General features: G+C 71.3%; 23 protein-coding genes. 20 read left to right on the top strand and 3 right to left on the bottom strand.

Translation table 11 applies throughout. The features are described 5' to 3' along the window. Nucleotides 1-81: 81 nt before the first annotated feature. Complete coding sequence (locus AB0G52_RS37270; protein ID WP_361343160.1) at nt 82-894, bottom strand: phosphotransferase; 813 nt, start codon at nt 892-894, stop codon at nt 82-84. Between the two features lie 180 nt (nt 895-1,074). Here AB0G52_RS37270 and AB0G52_RS37265 point away from each other — a divergent pair, with 180 nt between their 5' ends. From AB0G52_RS37265 to AB0G52_RS37225, 9 genes are all read left to right on the top strand, one after another. Continuing rightward, nucleotides 1,075-1,251, top strand: a complete 177-nt coding sequence (locus tag AB0G52_RS37265; protein WP_361343157.1) for a DUF5999 family protein — start codon at nt 1,075-1,077, stop codon at nt 1,249-1,251. A gap of 102 nt (nt 1,252-1,353) precedes the next feature. After that, on the top strand, nt 1,354-3,036 hold the full coding sequence (locus AB0G52_RS37260; protein ID WP_361343154.1) for a DUF2637 domain-containing protein: 1,683 nt from the start codon (nt 1,354-1,356) through the stop codon (nt 3,034-3,036). Between the two features lie 122 nt (nt 3,037-3,158). Continuing rightward, nucleotides 3,159-3,644 carry a hypothetical protein gene (locus tag AB0G52_RS37255; RefSeq protein ID WP_361343152.1) on the top strand — a complete coding sequence of 162 codons (486 nt, stop codon included), beginning with the start codon at nt 3,159-3,161 and terminating at the stop codon, nt 3,642-3,644. After that, nucleotides 3,641-3,874 carry a carbohydrate ABC transporter gene (locus tag AB0G52_RS37250; RefSeq protein ID WP_361343149.1) on the top strand — a complete coding sequence of 78 codons (234 nt, stop codon included), beginning with the start codon at nt 3,641-3,643 and terminating at the stop codon, nt 3,872-3,874. Before AB0G52_RS37255 ends, AB0G52_RS37250 begins: the two co-directional genes overlap by 4 nt. 657 nt (nt 3,875-4,531) lie before the next feature. Next, complete coding sequence (locus AB0G52_RS37245) at nt 4,532-6,121, top strand: ATP/GTP-binding protein (protein ID WP_361343146.1); 1,590 nt, start codon at nt 4,532-4,534, stop codon at nt 6,119-6,121. Between the two features lie 14 nt (nt 6,122-6,135). Then, nucleotides 6,136-6,549, top strand: a complete 414-nt coding sequence (locus AB0G52_RS37240) for a conjugal transfer protein TraB (RefSeq protein WP_361343143.1) — start codon at nt 6,136-6,138, stop codon at nt 6,547-6,549. A gap of 93 nt (nt 6,550-6,642) precedes the next feature. Continuing rightward, nucleotides 6,643-8,739, top strand: coding sequence for a chromosome segregation protein ParM (locus AB0G52_RS37235; protein ID WP_361343140.1), 2,097 nt, complete (start codon nt 6,643-6,645; stop codon nt 8,737-8,739). Between the two features lie 85 nt (nt 8,740-8,824). Beyond that, nucleotides 8,825-9,331, top strand: a complete 507-nt coding sequence (locus tag AB0G52_RS37230) for a hypothetical protein (RefSeq protein WP_361343138.1) — start codon at nt 8,825-8,827, stop codon at nt 9,329-9,331. Nucleotides 9,332-9,385: 54 nt separating this feature from the next. After that, nucleotides 9,386-9,988, top strand: a complete 603-nt coding sequence (locus AB0G52_RS37225) for a hypothetical protein (protein ID WP_361343135.1) — start codon at nt 9,386-9,388, stop codon at nt 9,986-9,988. A gap of 297 nt (nt 9,989-10,285) precedes the next feature. On the opposite strand, the gene AB0G52_RS37220 is transcribed toward AB0G52_RS37225, so the two are convergent. Both AB0G52_RS37220 and AB0G52_RS37215 read right to left on the bottom strand, forming a co-directional pair. Then, complete coding sequence (locus tag AB0G52_RS37220; protein ID WP_361343132.1) at nt 10,286-10,693, bottom strand: hypothetical protein; 408 nt, start codon at nt 10,691-10,693, stop codon at nt 10,286-10,288. A gap of 160 nt (nt 10,694-10,853) precedes the next feature. Further along, the gene (locus tag AB0G52_RS37215) at nt 10,854-11,240 is read right to left on the bottom strand and encodes a nuclear transport factor 2 family protein (protein ID WP_361343129.1); all 387 of its coding nucleotides are present in this window, start codon (nt 11,238-11,240) and stop codon (nt 10,854-10,856) included. Between AB0G52_RS37215 and AB0G52_RS37210 the strand changes: the two genes are divergently transcribed. The 11 genes from AB0G52_RS37210 (at nt 11,239) to AB0G52_RS37160 (ending at nt 15,771) form a co-directional block, all read left to right on the top strand. Next, complete coding sequence (locus tag AB0G52_RS37210) at nt 11,239-11,484, top strand: hypothetical protein (protein WP_361343126.1); 246 nt, start codon at nt 11,239-11,241, stop codon at nt 11,482-11,484. The genes AB0G52_RS37215 and AB0G52_RS37210 overlap by 2 nt on opposite strands. Nucleotides 11,485-11,673: 189 nt before the next feature. Next, nucleotides 11,674-12,135 (top strand): RRQRL motif-containing zinc-binding protein, encoded by a 462-nt coding sequence (locus AB0G52_RS37205; RefSeq protein ID WP_361343123.1) that lies wholly within the window; start codon nt 11,674-11,676, stop codon nt 12,133-12,135. Between the two features lie 19 nt (nt 12,136-12,154). Continuing rightward, complete coding sequence (locus tag AB0G52_RS37200; RefSeq protein WP_361343120.1) at nt 12,155-12,634, top strand: Pycsar system effector family protein; 480 nt, start codon at nt 12,155-12,157, stop codon at nt 12,632-12,634. A gap of 166 nt (nt 12,635-12,800) precedes the next feature. After that, nucleotides 12,801-13,169 (top strand): WhiB family transcriptional regulator, encoded by a 369-nt coding sequence (locus AB0G52_RS37195; protein WP_361343117.1) that lies wholly within the window; start codon nt 12,801-12,803, stop codon nt 13,167-13,169. Next, nucleotides 13,166-13,606, top strand: a complete 441-nt coding sequence (locus AB0G52_RS37190) for a hypothetical protein (protein WP_361343115.1) — start codon at nt 13,166-13,168, stop codon at nt 13,604-13,606. Before AB0G52_RS37195 ends, AB0G52_RS37190 begins: the two co-directional genes overlap by 4 nt. Beyond that, nucleotides 13,603-13,893: a hypothetical protein gene (locus tag AB0G52_RS37185; protein WP_361343112.1), complete on the top strand. Its 291-nt coding sequence runs from the start codon at nt 13,603-13,605 to the stop codon at nt 13,891-13,893. The genes AB0G52_RS37190 and AB0G52_RS37185 overlap by 4 nt, the downstream gene beginning before the upstream one ends. A gap of 18 nt (nt 13,894-13,911) precedes the next feature. Beyond that, a complete protein-coding gene (locus tag AB0G52_RS37180; protein ID WP_361343109.1) occupies nt 13,912-14,121 on the top strand; it encodes a hypothetical protein in 210 nt (69 codons plus the stop codon). After that, complete coding sequence (locus tag AB0G52_RS37175) at nt 14,118-14,528, top strand: hypothetical protein (RefSeq protein WP_361343107.1); 411 nt, start codon at nt 14,118-14,120, stop codon at nt 14,526-14,528. The genes AB0G52_RS37180 and AB0G52_RS37175 overlap by 4 nt, the downstream gene beginning before the upstream one ends. Next, nucleotides 14,525-15,022, top strand: coding sequence for a hypothetical protein (locus AB0G52_RS37170; RefSeq protein WP_361343105.1), 498 nt, complete (start codon nt 14,525-14,527; stop codon nt 15,020-15,022). The genes AB0G52_RS37175 and AB0G52_RS37170 overlap by 4 nt, the downstream gene beginning before the upstream one ends. A 73-nt stretch (nt 15,023-15,095) precedes the next feature. Beyond that, on the top strand, nt 15,096-15,455 hold the full coding sequence (locus AB0G52_RS37165) for a hypothetical protein (protein ID WP_361343103.1): 360 nt from the start codon (nt 15,096-15,098) through the stop codon (nt 15,453-15,455). After that, entirely contained in the window at nt 15,448-15,771 is a 324-nt protein-coding gene (locus tag AB0G52_RS37160) for a hypothetical protein (protein ID WP_361343100.1), read from the top strand. The genes AB0G52_RS37165 and AB0G52_RS37160 overlap by 8 nt, the downstream gene beginning before the upstream one ends. Nucleotides 15,772-15,776 lie beyond the last annotated feature (5 nt).

Genomic DNA, 15,776 nt, shown 5'->3' with positions numbered 1-15,776 from the left:
CGCACGCCCGACGACCGACCTCGGCATCCCACGCCCACGCCCCGATTCACCAGGAACTTGACCTCGGGCTTTCCCGAGGCTCTATCGCCAATGCGTCCGCTCACGCACCCAATGGAGTGCAGCTTGACCCTGAGCACGCTGAAAGCCCCGCACCGTCGGCAGCCCCGGCGGCGGGGCCTGGACGGACTGACGAAGGAAGTATCCAGCCGCAGCGATGAGCACGGTGGTCACATCTTCTGGGTCGGCACCACGAGCGAACAGGTGCTGATCAAGAAGACTCACGGCATCCGGGGCGCCCTGCATGATCACACTCGGGCCCATCGCGACGACGTCAAACCACGAAGCTCCGACTGCGGCCCACGGCCAGTCGACGACCATGACGCGGTCGTCGGTCAGCAGAACGTTGTCCGCCCGCAGATCGCCATGGATCAAGGCACTGCCGGCTGCAGCTGTGATCCAGGCGGCTTCTCGGTCGACGAGGCGTCCTAGATTGCGTCGTGCCCAGGGATCGAGCCAGGCCAGGTCGTCTGTCCCATCCGCGGAAGCAGCGGAAAGCCGACGCCAGCCTTGGAACTTCTCGCCGAACCGGTCAGCAATCGGTGGCGCCGCGACCGGCGAAGGATCGAGCAGCCCGGACAGCTCGTCAGCCGCTGCAAGAACACGGTGGAGCTCGTCCAGCCGCCACGGCTGGGCCGGCATTCTCCCGTCGACGTCTTCGAAGACCAAAACGACCCAGCCTTCGAGATCCAAGGTCATGAGCAGCTGCGGCACAGGCGCTGCGATCGGCAAGGCCGCGGTGATCCGTGCCTCGGATCGGTGGAGGTCAGGGGTGTCGGGGTTTGGTTCCGTGCCCACCGCCTTCACGAACACCCGCCGACCATCGACAAGACGCATGCGAGCAGCAACCCCAGGCGAGAAGCCACCGGCCTGGGTAACGGCGCTTTGCACAGGCGCCCCAAGACGTTCCTCAACTCGGCTTCGCACAGCGTGGGGAACAGCCCACCAGTCCACACGCACACCCGCAGCTACAGGCGCGCTGTCGGTCTGTGTGCTCGGTCGCCTCCCCATGGCGACATGATCCAGGTGACGCCCTCAAGCAGCAACGAGGTTTCCCTGGCCTGCGCTCCTCCCAACTCCCATGCGAGTGAAGTGCAGAGAAGGAGCCTGCTGTGCAACGGCCTGATCGTTTTCGAGGACACCGGCGACCTGCTGCCCGACGGCCGCATCGTCGCCCCGCACCGCCCGGTCTGACACCGCCCGCAACCGAGCCGTTTCGGCTCCACCGGCCGCCGTTTCGGGAGCGGGTGGATTCGTTTCGGGCGCGCCCTGAACACCCCCCTTCTGGAGGTCCCCATGACGATCACTGACCTGCCGCACCAGGCGGTACCCGACACCCCCGTTTCGGCTCCACCGACCCCCGTTTCGGGCGCACCCGGCCGCGTTTCGGGAGCGCCGGAGTTCGTTTCGCAGACGGACAACCGGAACCCGGACCCGCCCCGCCGGGACCGGCTGATGACCGCCCTGTCGGTGGCCGCCGCGCTCGGCGGCACGCTGGTCGGCGTCATCGGTTTCGCGATGTCCTACAGCACGCTCTCCGAAGTGGCGCTGAGCTGGGGATTCAGTCACCGGCTCGCGCCGTGGTTCCCGGTCGGTGTGGACGCGTCGATCATCGCGTTCCTGGCGCTGGATCTCTACCTGATCCGCAAGAGCACCCCGTGGCCGCTGCTGCGGATGGCCGCGCACGCCATGACCGGCGCCACGATCTGGTTCAACGCCTCCAGTCAGGGCGAGATCGGAGCTGACCCGGTCCGGGCCGCCAGCCACGGCGTCATGCCGCTGCTGTTCGTGATCGGTGTCGAGGCCGCCCGCCGCCTGTTCATCGCAAAGGCGCAGCTCGAAGCCGGTACGGCCACCGACCGGATCCCGCTGCACCGCTGGATCCTCAGCCCGCTCGGCACTCCGCGGATCTACCGCCGGATGCGCCTGTACGGGGTCACCTCCTACCCGGAGATGACCCGCCGAGAGCAGGACCTCAAGGGCTACGAGCAGTGGCTGCGCCGCAAGTACAACGGCGACCTGGACAAGGCGAGCGAGGATGAGCGGCTGCCCATGACGATGGCCGCCTACGGCTACACCGTCGCCGAGGCCCTGGCCCTGCCCGAACGGCAGGAACGGGAGGCGAGGGAACGCGCCGAGGAAGCCGAGCGCCGGCGCCTGGAGGCACAGATCCGCCAGGAAGAAGCACAGGCACGGGCCGAGGCCGCCCGGCTGGAGTCGGCGGGCCGCCTGGAGGCCGTCCGCGCCCGCGTAGACGCCGAGACCGGCCAGGCCCGCGCCCACGCCCGTGCGCAGGTCAACGCCGCGGAACGGGCCGCCGAGCAGGAAGAGGCCGCTATGGAGACTGCGTTGCTCGCCGAGGCCCGCGCCCGCCAGGCCGCCGCCGACCGTAAGACGGCCGACGAACGCGAGGCCGCTGCCGCCGCCGACCTCCGCGCGGCCGACCTGGAGCGCCAGGCAGCCGAGAAGCGGAAGCAGGCAGCGGAGGCCGACCGGGCCGCCGCGGCGCAGACTCAGGCGATCGAGACAGCCGAGATCGCCGAGGCCAGCAAGCGCGCTGCCGAAGCCGACAAGGCCGCCGCCGAAGCCGAGAAGGCTGCCGCCGAAATCCGCCGCCGTGCCGCCGAAGCCGACCGGCAGACGGCGGATGAAGAGGAGCGCGCAGCCCTTGCCCGGGCCAACGCGCAGGACGCTCGGGAGCGCGAAGCCGAAACCGAACTGCGTGCCGCCGAAAAGCGGCTCGCCGCCGCCGAAATCGAGCGGCGTGCGGTCGAAGCCGAGGACGCCGCCCGGCTCAGCCCGCGCCAGCGCGCGGTCCGCAGGGTCGCCCGGATGATCCTCGCCGCCGACGGCATCGCCGAGCAGCTGCCGCTCGCACAGATCCAGCGCGAGCTGGGCGTCACGTCGGCCGGCACCGCCTCCGAGTACCGCCAGGAGGCCGCCGAACTGCTCGCCAGCGGCTACCGCCCCGAGCAGTGACCCACCCGCAGCACCGTCCGGCACACACCAGTGAGGGCCAGCCCACGGCAATTGGGCTGGCCCTCGCTGCGACTGCCGGAAGCAGTCACAGAGCCCCCAGTACACCAGGAGGAAGTCCCACCGTGAACAGCAACGACCCGATGAACCGCCCGTCCCCCCTGCGCGATGTGGCGCAGAGTCCCGAGGCAACCGCCCGTTACCTGGCCGATGTTCAGCGGGTTCTGCTGGAGATCGGCGACAACCTGGAGCTGCTGGCCCGCGAGACCCGCATCCACCTGCGCGCCACCCACGTGGACGGCGACCGCTGGTATCACGCCCGGCTGCGCGCGCAGCCGGTGGAAAAGGCCTTGAAAGCCGTGCAGAAGAACTTGGACGGCCTGACGCAGGGACTGGAGACCACCGCCTACAAGCGCAACGAATTCGCCGACAAGGTTAAGAAATTGCCCGGCGAGCGGCAGCAAAAGGCGCTGGAAAAGGCGCGGAAAAAGAATCCGCAGATTCGGGCGGCGCAGAATTCTTCTCCGCAGGGTGGACAGCAGGCCCCCGGCTATGGTTACAGTAGTCCTGCGTCCATTTATGACCTCGGGCGGAACCGGGAATCCGCGTGAGCGGCCGTCCGCTTCTCCGGTCCGAAATCACGGCGCATCGCTCCCATCAGCACTTGGTCGGCCAGCGAGACCGATTCGTCCGGACACACGGCGAGGATCTCGGGGCCTTCTACTTCCTGTTGATGCTGATTCAGACGCTCGGGAAAAAGGCGCTGAAAAAGGGAGACGTTCAGAAACTGCGGGCCATCGCCCACGATCTGAACGCCGTCTACACCAAGCACACCCAGTAACCAGCCGCACCCGTGAAGGGGGCCGCCGCAGTCCGCGGCGGCCCCCTTCGGCGGTTCTAACGCGCAGGCGCGCAGACACGCAGACGCGTAGGCGCGCACACGCGTACGCGAGGCGGTGACCCGCTGTCAAGGCTTGATCGAGATTGGAGGTGAGCCGTGTCGGAGGACGACGAGAGCGCTGGACAGCTGATCAATTTCCCCGCTCCGGACACGGTGCTGAACCGGCCGCCGGACCTCGCGGATCCCGGCCGTCTTTTCCCTGCTCCGGACATTCCCCCGGAATCCGAGGAAGAGACCACGCTGGAAATCCCTCGTATTCCAGCGGCTCCGGATCCGATGAATTCGCTCCGATCGGACGGAATCCCGGCCCCCGATCCGCCCGACGGAGACGAAGGAGAATACGAGGAAGGGGAATATGAGCAGCCTCGTTCTCTCGCCGACCGTCTCGGGGACTGGCTGGAACTCCGGCTGCACATTGCGCGCGAGCGGCACGACAGTGAAGCCGCATTCCGTGAGGCGGAAATAGCGCGGAAGGTCGCACTCCTGGAAGCGCGGACAGCCCGTGAAACCAGCCTCGCCGAAGCGCACAACAAACTCCGTGCCGCCCACCTGAAAGCACAGGCTTCCCGAGCGGGCGGGGCAGGATCCGGACTGGGCATGGACAAGGGCCGCGGTGGCGGGTCCGGCCGGGGCGGCGGCTCCGGTTCGGGGCGCGGCTCCGGCGGATCGTCGGGACCTGGCGGCGGCAAGCCCGGTGGCGGCCGCGGTTCCGGTGGCGGTGGAGCAGGGCGCGGCACGTCCGGTCCCAACTCCAGCGGCTCGGGCGGCAAGGGCCCCGGGGGCGGCAAGGGTTCGGGCGGTAACAGCGGTACGGGCGGCCGGGGTTCCGGCGGTGGAGCTGGCGGCGGTTCGAGGAACGGCGGCAAGGGCTCCGGCTTCGGCGGGGCGAACGGCTCCGGCGGCCGGGGGCCCGGCGCCGGTTCCAGGGACGGGCGCGGCTCGGGCCGGGACATGGCGGTCAGCCCGCGCGCGGAACGGGCCCGCGGCCGGCAGGACCGCCGCACCGCCCGTCAGGCCGCCCGCGATCAGGGGCGTGCTGACCGGCAGGCCGCTGGCCTCGCCGACCGCGCCAAGGACCGCGACTTCGAGCGGGGCGTGCGGGAGCGGGCGCAGCTCCGGAAGGAGAAGGCCGCCCGCCGCCAGGAGAAGAAACGCCGGCGCGAGCAGGACGCTGCGCGGGCAGCGGACCGCGCGCACCGTACGACCTTCGGCGAAGCCATCGCCGATGAGGCACAGCAGCGCTGGAACAAGCGCCGCGCCGACACCGGCACAGCCCGCAAACCGAAGGACAGCGGCGGGGACAAGACCCAGGACAAGGACGCGGGAGAGACCCCGTCGAACCCCCAGGAGAAGCCGCCTGGAAGCCCGTCAGACGGCCCCGGAGACGGGGCGGGTGACCCTGGCCCGGGCATGGCTGGAGAGCCCGGGAACGGGCCCTCTGAGGGTTCCGGCCCCGGCGAGGACGGCAACGACAGCGGTGGCACGGACAGCCCGTTCGGCCGGGACCGTACCCCGCCGACGGCGGAATGGCCCGGCCGCCCGCCCCAGCCCGCCGACACCGCCCCGCCCGGCGAGGACGACGTGGCCGACGCGGTCATCGTCGACGACCCCGGCGACCCCTTCGGAACGTGGCGGGCCCGCCGCGCCGGCCTCCCGCGCGCCCCGAGGAAGCGGCGCGAACCGTCCATCCCGCAGCAGGACATCAAGCGGCCCGGCACTACCCGGCCCAGCCCCACACCCCAGAAGGACACGACAGTGCCCGACACCCGCCCCGCCCGTACCGCGCCCGCCGCGGGCCCCCTGCCCGCCAAGCACGCCACCAACATCACGTTCACGGAGTACCTGGTCCGGATCGTGAACCTCGCGGTTCTGGTGGACCTGGACAAGGAAGCCGCCCACGACCTCGCCACGGCCCTGGAGAAAGTCGCCGACGCGCTGCGGGACATGGCCGCCGACCTCGCCGACGACCACGCGATCGACTCGCTGGTCACGGCGCTCCTCGAGGACCTCGCCGACGCGGCCAAGGAGCTCAAGAGCGACGCCACGAACGCCGCTGCGGAGTGCAAGGCGGCAGCCGAGGCCGCCGTCGAAGTCGCGGGCGCCGTCGGCAAGGTCTACGGCGAGGACAGGGAGGCCAAGCAGAACGCCGGCCTCGCCCACGCTTCCGCAGCCGTCCACCACGAGTAGAAAGGACCCCCGAGATGGGCACTCCCGCCCCCTACAGCGCCCAGGTGCCGCCACCCCAGGACGGCGACAACAGCTACAAGGCCGTGCAGGCCAAACTCTTCGCGCTCGGGCAGGCACTGGACAGCGCCGACTCGGAACTGGAGCAACTTCAGCTCCGCATGAAGCTGAACGCGAGGGAGTCCGAGGTTCTGGCCGGCCACATCGCGCATGCCGAACTCGACCCGGTGTTCGTGGAAATGCAGAACGCCGTGTCCGTGGCCCTCGGAGGCGCTGAGATCGCCGTCCGCAACCTGGTGGCGCGGGCCCGCGACGCCGCCGCCAAGGCCCACGAGACCAGGACCACCCACGCCCGCCTCTACGAGGGGCTGGACCGCGTCCGCTCCGGCCGCCGCTACCGGACCCCCAAACCGGCGTTCTTCGACGACTGACCCCACCCCCTGCACCCCCTTCCCCGTTTTCGGGCGGTCCCGCAGCAGCGGGGCCACCCGCCGTCTTTCCCCGACCTCTCAGGAGATCCCGCCGTGTCCTCGCCGCGACCCGTCGTGCTGGAACGCCTCGCCTACACCCTGGCCGCCCCGGCTCTGGCCGTGGCCCCCAACGTCGCCCCCGACGGCGCCGTGAACACCTCGATCCTGCTCGCCGGCGCCGTCGGCGCCGCCGGGACCTTCCTGGCCGCCAAGAGCGACGAGCCCGGCACCGGCCGCAAACTGCTGCGCTGGTCCCCGCTGGTCCTCGCGGCCGCCGTCGACGTCGCCGCCCACCACACCACCGGCTGGGGACCGATGGGGCTGGACGCCTGGCTGGCCGCCGGGTGGCTGGCCGCCGGATGGACCGTACTCCCCTTCTCCCGGCTCACCCGCCGCCGGCACCGCCCCGCCCTCGCCACCCCCACCCCGCAGCTGGCCGAAGCCGCCCCCGCCCCGCAGCCCGCGGCCGTCGAAGACGACGGCGCCAGCACCTTCACCCGCGCAGTCCGCCAGCTGTGGGAGCGCGCCGGGAACCCCGGCAAGACCATCGTGGTCAAGGCCATCCCCCACGACGGCGAGCCCCACGACCTGACGATGCTGCTCCGTGCCGCCGAGGACGGCCGCCCCATCGGCACACTGACCACCGCAGCCGTCGCCGCGGCGTTCGGCATCGATGACGCCCCCGGCACGATCCGTCTCGCGGCCGTCGAGCAGCTGCCGGGCCGCCAGGGCGGTCCGGGCTGGCTGGAGGTTCACATCACCCCCGACGCCGCCCTGCGCCGCCGCACCGCACCGACCCGCGCACAGAAGTGGGCCGACACGATCGGCCACCAGCGCGGTGCGATCCCCGGATCCGTCTACGTCGACCGCGTCCGCGACGACGCGCGGGGCGTGACGTTCGTCCTCGCCCGCATGGACGACCCGCACCACGAGCCGAGCATCGACCTGCCCACGCTGGCCACCGCGATGGGCGCCGCCTACGACGACGGCCGCGTGTTCGCCACCGTCGACGGCGCCGACATCCTGGTCGCCGTCTGGGACAGCTCGCCGCTCGCCGCCGTCTACCCGGCCACCCGCGACCTGCTCACCCCCGACGCCGACGGCCGCTGGGTGTGCGGATTCCTCACCAACGGGCAACCCGCCCGCCAACGCGTCTACACCGACCGGGGCGCCGCCCACGGCCTGATCACCGCCCCCTCCGGCGGCGGCAAGACCCAGCTGATGGGCCTGTTCGTCGCCGCCGACTCACTGTTCGGGAAGGTGGTGTGGCTGGCCACCGAGGCACCCGACGAGAAGACCGCCGCGCTCGGCGAGCACTGCGACCGCTACGGCGTCGGCGCCCTCTACATGGTCCGCATGTCCCGCGCCCTGGTCGCCCTCATGGAGATCCGCGGCGAGATGGTGTGGGAAGACGGAGAGCGCCACGACTGGGACCCCAACCGGCCCGGCTGCCCCTACCGGCCGCTCTCCGCCTACCTGGACGAATTCCTGTCCGCCGCCCGCGACGAAACGTATGGGACAGAGCTGATGACCAACACGGAGACCGTGTCGGTCAAGGGCCGCAAGTACGGCATCGGCGAGACGGTCGCCGGCCAGTCTGTCTACGTGCAGGACGGGTTCACGCAGCTGCTGTGCGAGAACCTGCGCGAGAACTGCATCCCCATCGTCCTCAAGGTCGCCCCCAAGAAAATCATGGACATGTTCAAGTCCCTGGGAGTCGCCCCGGAGGACATCCCCGAACCGCTGCCCCGCAGCTTCACCCCGGCCGAGGCCGGCCGCATCGAGCGGATCATGGCCGGGCAGCCAGAACCGCCGTCCAACTCCAACACGGGCGGCGCCGGATGGATCATCGAGAGCAAGCACCCCGAGGTCCTGCGCACCCTGTACATGGACTTCGGCGCCCCGATCGATCACCTCTTCTCCGACACCGTCCACGGACTCACCCACCACGAGATCCGCGAACTCGAAGCCAGGGACCTGTGGTTCGACTGGACCCAACCACCCCGGCCCGGCGAGTTCGGCCCCGAGCCCGGCGACGAAGACGACGACACCACCCCGCGCCGCCGCAGCAGCCGGCAGCCCGCGGCCCGCCGCGACAGCGTCACCACCGCCCGCCAGGCCCTGGAGAAGATCAAGCACCTCACCAGCTGACCAGCCGCCCCCTCCCCCTGCGCCCTCCCCGCCCTCCCCGGCCGGGGAGGGCGCACCCGTTCCCGGCCCCGGATGGAGACCCGCCATGACGTACGACCCCACCACCCGCCCCCTGTCCCCCACCGCCGCGGCCGCCGAAGCCGAACGGCTCATCACCGAGGCCTACCGCCCCGACCTCACCCCGCCCACCCCGGCACCGGCCGCGACGTTCCACCGGGACACCACCCCGCTCCCCGCCTACGGCACCACCCCGCCCGTCCCGCAGCCGGGCCGGCCGCCCATGAGCCAGCGCGCCGTCGACGTCAGCACCGTGATGCTGGCCGGGAGCGTCGCCTCCGTCCCCGTCGGCGGGATCACCTGCCTGCTCCTGTGGACCCTCGATGCCGTCAACCCGGTCAACCTCGCCATCGGCGCGTCCGCTCCGGTCGCGGTCCTGCTCTCCGCCGGCGCCCTGCTGAGCCGTCTCAAGGGCGTCCACACCGAGCACCACCACCACTACTCCGGCCCCGTCCACCAGGACCTCAGCACCACGACCACGAACACCGCCAAGGGCGTGATCGCCGTCAACCGGCCCCGCCACGACGGCCGCTGATCCGGGCCTCCCGCCCTCGACTGTCTGGAGACGTACGCGATGCCGATTCCATGGATGAGCTGGAGTGACCGCCGTCGCTGGCGCTCCGCCCGCACCGTCGCCGACCTCGGCGAGCTGATGGCCCAGTGGCTGGAGCGGCGTATTTCCTCCCGCCCCGGCTACACCCTGCGCCACGGCCCGGATGAGGAGACCGAGCACCTGGTGCCCACCCTCGCCGCGCTGTGCCGCGCCGGGTACATCACCACCCAGTCGCAGCCCGGCCTGGCCGGCACCGGCGTGGACGGGCAGTGGTGGCAGCAGCGCGCCATGGTCGACCTGGTCGTCACCGATGCCGTCGCGTTGGCCCGCCTCCGTGATGCCGTCGCCGAGGCCGGGATGCTCGTCAGGGTCATCGACTACGGCTGCGAGGGCAGCCCGGAACCCCTCATGGCCGTGACGACCTGCGCCGGCCACGCCACGGCGTGGACGGGCCGCCGAATCGGCCCGCAGGACATGGCCCGCCAGTGGCCCGGCCTCACCCCCTGCCTCTACGACCAGGTCGCACACAGCACATACGTCTCCGTCGTGGCGCCCGAATACGGACACGCCGGAGAACGACTGTGGCCGGTTCTGCTGGACCTCGCCAGCAGCCTGCGCCGACACGACACCCACGCCTGACATCCGGGCACCCCGCCCGGCCCTGGCCCCGGCGGGCGGGCGAGGACCGGAAAGGTGTTGCCCGGCGTTGAAAACGCCGACGAGGGCGGTGTTCACGGTGCTGACGAGTTGTGACGGCGACGCCCCGCCGGTGAGTGTTCGACGCTGTTGGCGAATTCAAGGCGCCGCGTGACGTCGGCCTTCACGACCTGGTTGGGGTCGTGAGGCAGCCTTCAGCACCAACTTACGGGCGCCGCGATCAACCTCGCCCGTATCAACGCCCACATCATTCAAACGCCCTGCGCCCGCACCCGCGTCTCACACTTCGCGGCGCTCCTGCCGATCAAGTAGCGAAGCAAGCTCATGCGCAGTGACCGACCCGCTGTCGCGAACGGGTTGGCCGATGTCGGCTGGCCAACCCGGTCTGACACGGGCAGTGAAGTCCGCGAAGTCCTTCCGCAAGTACTCCGGATCGGACGGCTTCAGCCGGAGCTGCTGACGGCTGTCTGCCCACCAAACCTCGAGGTCAGTGATGGTGCCTTCGGTGGGCCATTGTTCTGCCTGTTCCGGCAACAGCAGGACGTCGACGAAGCCTCCGACGCTCAAGCCGATGTCTACGAAGATCCCGATCGCCCCAGGTCTGGGCACCTTCACGACAGTGCCCCGCAAGACCTGCCCGAAGCGCAGATTCCCTCGAATCCGCTCCCACTCCGCATCCGTAACCACACAGCGCATCCTCGCAGCCCCACGGCACTGAGTCAGTCCGATCTTGTGGCGAGCGCGGGCTCACCACAAGATCGAACTGATTTGGCCAACAGCGTCGTGGGTGTTCCCGCGGGGCGGTCGTCGGCAAGGTGTCACTTTCGTCGGCGAGGTGCCGGTGGTCCTAATCCACTCCGGGTGGCACGCGCGTGGCCTGGTGGTAATACATCCGCCAGCCTATGGCGTGGTCCCTCTTACGCCAGATCGAACTGTGCCTGGTCCTGCGTTCTCCGAGCAGGGTCTCGAAGGTCAGATGCACCAGGCCCGGCGCGAGCAGTACTCCCGAGATCTGCGAGGGCTCATAGCGGAGGCCGTCCGCCGAGCTGCCCGGATGGTCAGGCAGTTCGGCGAGCATTGCCTCGTACGTCCATCGCCGCCCCGACCCGCCGACCTCCACGAACTCCGGGTCGAGAAGCTGTGCGGCACGTTCCCGAGAAGCGCGGACACGCGGATCCATGAGCTGCAACTCGGCCGCGATCGCCTGGTTCACGTCGTCTTTTGCACCGTCCATGGACGCATCCTCACCGAACTCACCGTTCCCGCCGCAACCGATTTCGGAGCCCACCCCGCCGACCTGGTGGAAAGCGAACCGGCACAAGGTCTACGGCGTCGCCGGACTGCTGATCGGCTACTGGATCGGCAGCCACCTGCACGGCTCCCCCAGCCAGCCGCAGCATCCAGGCCCGGCTCACAGCACCCCCGCGCCGACCACGCCCGGCCCGCAGCGCACGCACACGGCCCCCGCCCACCCCTGACCCGGCTACCGCCCCGCACCCCCGCCAGCCACCGAGGCCGGCGGGGGCGCGCCTGTTCACCGACGCCCGGAGGAACTCGACCGTGCTCATTCCCCGCCCGCGCCGCCGGATCGGCCGGCCTCGCCCCCAACGCCCCGGCCCCCGCTACCCACACCGCCCGCTGACCCTGCCCGCAGCCTGGAGCCGGTGATGCCCCACACCGCCAAGCGCCGCCGCCGCGCCGAGACCATGCGGTTACCGCGCGACGCGCAGGGCCTGCCGGAGTACGACCGGGGCGCCTGCCCCGACCACCTCCTCACCCGCCGCCAGCTGCGCGCCCGGAACCTGAGCAAGGGCGGCCAGCAGCTGGCCGGGATCCTGCGCTGCGCCAAATGCCGCTACACCCCGCAGTACTCGTGCACCCACCCGCAGCGCGCCTACCTCTACGACCTGCGCCTTGCCGTGCCCAAGCGCATGCCGACCCTCGCGCAGGAGTGGGCACTGGACCGCGCGATGGCCGCCCGGCAGACCTGCCCCCAGTGCCGCCGCCGGTACGACTTCTGCCTCCCGCTCAAGACGATCGGCAGCTGCCTGGAGTGCCACGACGGCACCCCCGCCGACCCGACCACCTACACCCTGCCCGCGGCCGCCGCCCACCGGCTCGCCGCCTGACCTGAGAGGACACACCGCCGTGACGACTCTGCCCGACACCGGCACCGTGACGTCGTACAGCCTGGACCAGGCCCTGGACGACGCCGTCCGCGACACCGACGCGAAGATCACCCGAACCGACAGCAAGGCCAGCCTCTTACTGGCGTTCGTCGGCGCCGTCCTCGCCGGCCTCGGCTCCCTCGTGGACGACCACCTGCCGGTCCTGACCGCCGTGGCCGGCGGCCTCGCCGTCCTCGCCCTTGCGCTCGCGGCCGTCCTGCTGCTCCTGGTCGTCCGGCCCCGCCTCAGCGGCGCCGACCGCGCCTCATTCCCGTACTGGGCACGCCTGCTGGACGACCAGCTGATCCTCGCGAGCATGACCGGCGACACCCGCGCCGCCCGCATCCGCGTCCTGTCCCGCATCGCCGTCAGGAAGTTCGTCATGTTGCGCCGCGCGGTCGACCTGATCCTCGGCGCGCTGCTCCTGCTCGCGTTCGCCGCCGCCGGCCTCGCCCTGTAGAGACGCCCCGGGGCAGACGTCAAGGCGTCCAAACCATCGCCTGCCCCGGGGTCCACCCATCCCGTACTAGACGAGACGGAGACCCCAGTATGACCCTCGCCTTACGCGTTCATGCCCGCCCCGGGCATCGCGCCCTCCTGGTGACCACGACCGCCGGGAGGGCCGCGTGACCATCTACCGCCACGGCACAGAACACCCCCAGTTCCCCCAGCCCCAGAGCCAGACGCCCACGCAGTGCCAGCTCACCCCGCAGCTGTTCGACTTCGAGTACGGCGACTGCAACCGCAAGATGCCGGAGCTGATGCGGGCCCGCCGCGCCTGCTCCCGCTGCCCGCTGGCCCCCGACTGCCTGCTGTGGGCGCTGGTGAACAAGACCCTCACCCCGGTCGGCATTTTCGCGGGCACCACCCCTCGGCAGCGCACGAAGCTACGCGACCGGCTGGCGGCCCGGCTCGGACCCGACTGGATCAACGTCCTCGCCCACCAGAACCGCGCCGCCCGCCCGAGCACCGCCATGTGGAGGCAGGCCTCATGAGCACTGGCACGCCTCCCGAAGGTGACTGGATCCGGGGGATCACCATCAAGCAGCCGTACGCCACATGCGTGCTCATCGGGGCCAAGACGATCGAGAACCGGCCCAAGGCGTGGTCCTGGCGCGGCTGGATGCTCCTGCACGCGGGCAAGACCACCGACTTGCCCGCGCTGCGGATTCCACTCATCGGCCGGACCATCCGGGGCCGCGAGCTGGTGACCGGTGCTGTGATCGGCGTCGCCCGCCTCACCGACTGCCACCAGGACCCTGACGGCAGGCCGTGCACCCAGTGGGCGGAGCCCGGCTCATGGCACCTGGTCCTCACGGACGCCCAGGAACTGCCCCTGCCCATTCCCGCCAGCGGTCAGCTGGGGCCCTGGAAACCGACACCCGATCTGGTGGAGCAGGTGCTCCAGCAGCTGCCCCACCTACGGCCATGACCGGCCCCCGAGGCAAGGAGAAGAAGCCGTGCGCGCCGGGTCTGGTGCCGCCGCCCGGCGCCCTCCTCGACTGGGGCGACGGCCGGCACTTCGACCACCAGCGGGACAAGCCGTGCGTGCTGTGCGACGCGCCTACGCCGATGCGGTCCCACGCCGAAGAGCCCGTGCACAAGGCCTGCGCGGAAGCGTGGATCGCAGCCCACCCCGTGGAAGCACGGCTGGGCCGGTTCACCTCCGACGCCGGGCCCCAGCCCAAGAAGACCACCGACCTGGGCGCCCACGCCTGACGCAAGGAGAGCTCACCCATGAGCAGCACCCCGCGAAACCGTGACCGCGCCCTCGCCTACCCCGAACCGCCGGCCTCCCCGTGCTGGCACCGCAGCGGGCCGAAGCCCACGCCGCTCACCCCCGAGCAGCAGCGGCACAACCGCGAGGCCCTCGCCCTCGCCCTGCGCACTCCCCGGCCCCGCTCCCCGCGCACCGCACACCACCTGACCGTGGGAGCCGACTCGTGACCGACCAGACGACCACCGCCCCCGACAGCACCCACCCGGCACCCAGCAGCGCCGCGGCCGTCCTGCTCGCCGCGCACCCCCACCTCCCCGCCGACTCCGTCGACGCCATCGACGTGCCCGGCCTCGGACTGACCGCCCTGATCCAGGTCCCGGACACCCGCGCCCTGCACGACTGGGCACGCGCCCTCGGCGCCCCCGCCCACTGGACGGGCGGCAGCGGCTACGGCACCACCCGCCCCTGCGAGGCCGGTTCACCGGACTGGCTGTGGTGGCGAGTGGAGTACATCGACACCACAGCCGAAGGCCTCCCGGTCCGGCTGTGGGCGCTGGAGGCCTCCGCCCACCCCGGCGCCCTGGCCACATTCCTCGTCAGCACCGTCCCCACCACTCGATCGGAGACACGATGACCAGCACCCGCCCGTACCCGTCGGACAGCCCGCTCGCGGTCCTGCTCGCCCTTGCCACCGACACCGTCGGCCCTGACGAGACCGAGCAGCGCGAGGACGCCGAGACCGCCGCCGCGCACCACGTCTACACCGCCTACGCGCACACCCTCGCCGCGGTGGTCGACGCGTGCGACTGGCAGGGCTACCCCTCCGTCACCCTCGACGGCGACCGCCGCCTCGAACCGGCCGCCGTTGCCTGGCTGGACGGCGGGGCATGGCTGCACCACACCCTGCGCATCACCGTGGACGACGGAGCCCTCGACGCCCTGACCCTGGTCGTGCCCTGCACCTGCGGACGCGGCTACGTCGACATCCTCCTCGACACCGAGGACGCCCTGATCGAGATCCTCACCGAACTGGCCCCCACCCACGGCCGCTCGCCGCACATCGCCGACGCCGCCGTCGACTGCCACAGCATCCGCCCCGCCTCGGCCCTGTACCGGCTCACCTCCTGACCACCAGGGCGGCCCGCCGACGTACGGCGGGCCGCCCCTCCCAGATCACAGCACCCCGACCCGAAGGGACCCCATGCACGACACCAGCAGCACCTCCCGCCCGCCGATCGTCGTCCTGTGCGGATCCACCCGCTTCTGGGAGCAGTTCGCCGAGGCGACCCTGTACGAGACGATCGCCGACCGGATCGTCCTCGCCCCCGGCTGCAACCTCAGGGAGCCGCATCCACTGTGGGCGACCCCCGAGCAGGCCGACCGCGTCAAGCGGATGCTCGACACCCTGCACCTGCGGAAAATCGACCTCGCCGATGAGGTCCTGGTCGTCAACCCCGGCGGCTACATCGGCGACAGCACCCGCCGAGAGATCGCCTACGCCCGCAGCCTCGGCAAGCCGATCCGCTACACCCACCCCGTCGACGGGAGCGACCGTGACTGACACGACGGCCCGCCCCCCGGCCCCCGTCACTGCCCCGCGTATCGAGCTGGTGTCGTTCGGCTTCCTGCACCTGGACACCGACTCTCAGGGCCGCCCGGTCCTGCCCCGTGCCGACCGCATCGAGGACGTACGCGACCGGCTGCGCGACCCCGCCGCCGCCCGCACCATCCTGGACCTGGACGGCCACCACCCCCACGTCCAAGACGTCGTCCTCGCCACCCCCGGCGCCCGCGAACTCCTCGACAACCTCACCGACTACGCCACCGGCCCCGCCGGGCCCCGCCGCATCGCGGTCGGATGTGCCGGCGGTCTCTAGCCACA

It is taken from the genome of Streptomyces sp. NPDC021562 (genome assembly GCF_040640875.1).
In the GTDB taxonomy this organism is placed as follows: Bacteria; Actinomycetota; Actinomycetes; order Streptomycetales; family Streptomycetaceae; genus Streptomyces.
Note: the sequence above shows the minus strand (reverse complement) of the source record. Positions and strands in the feature narration are given on the sequence as shown.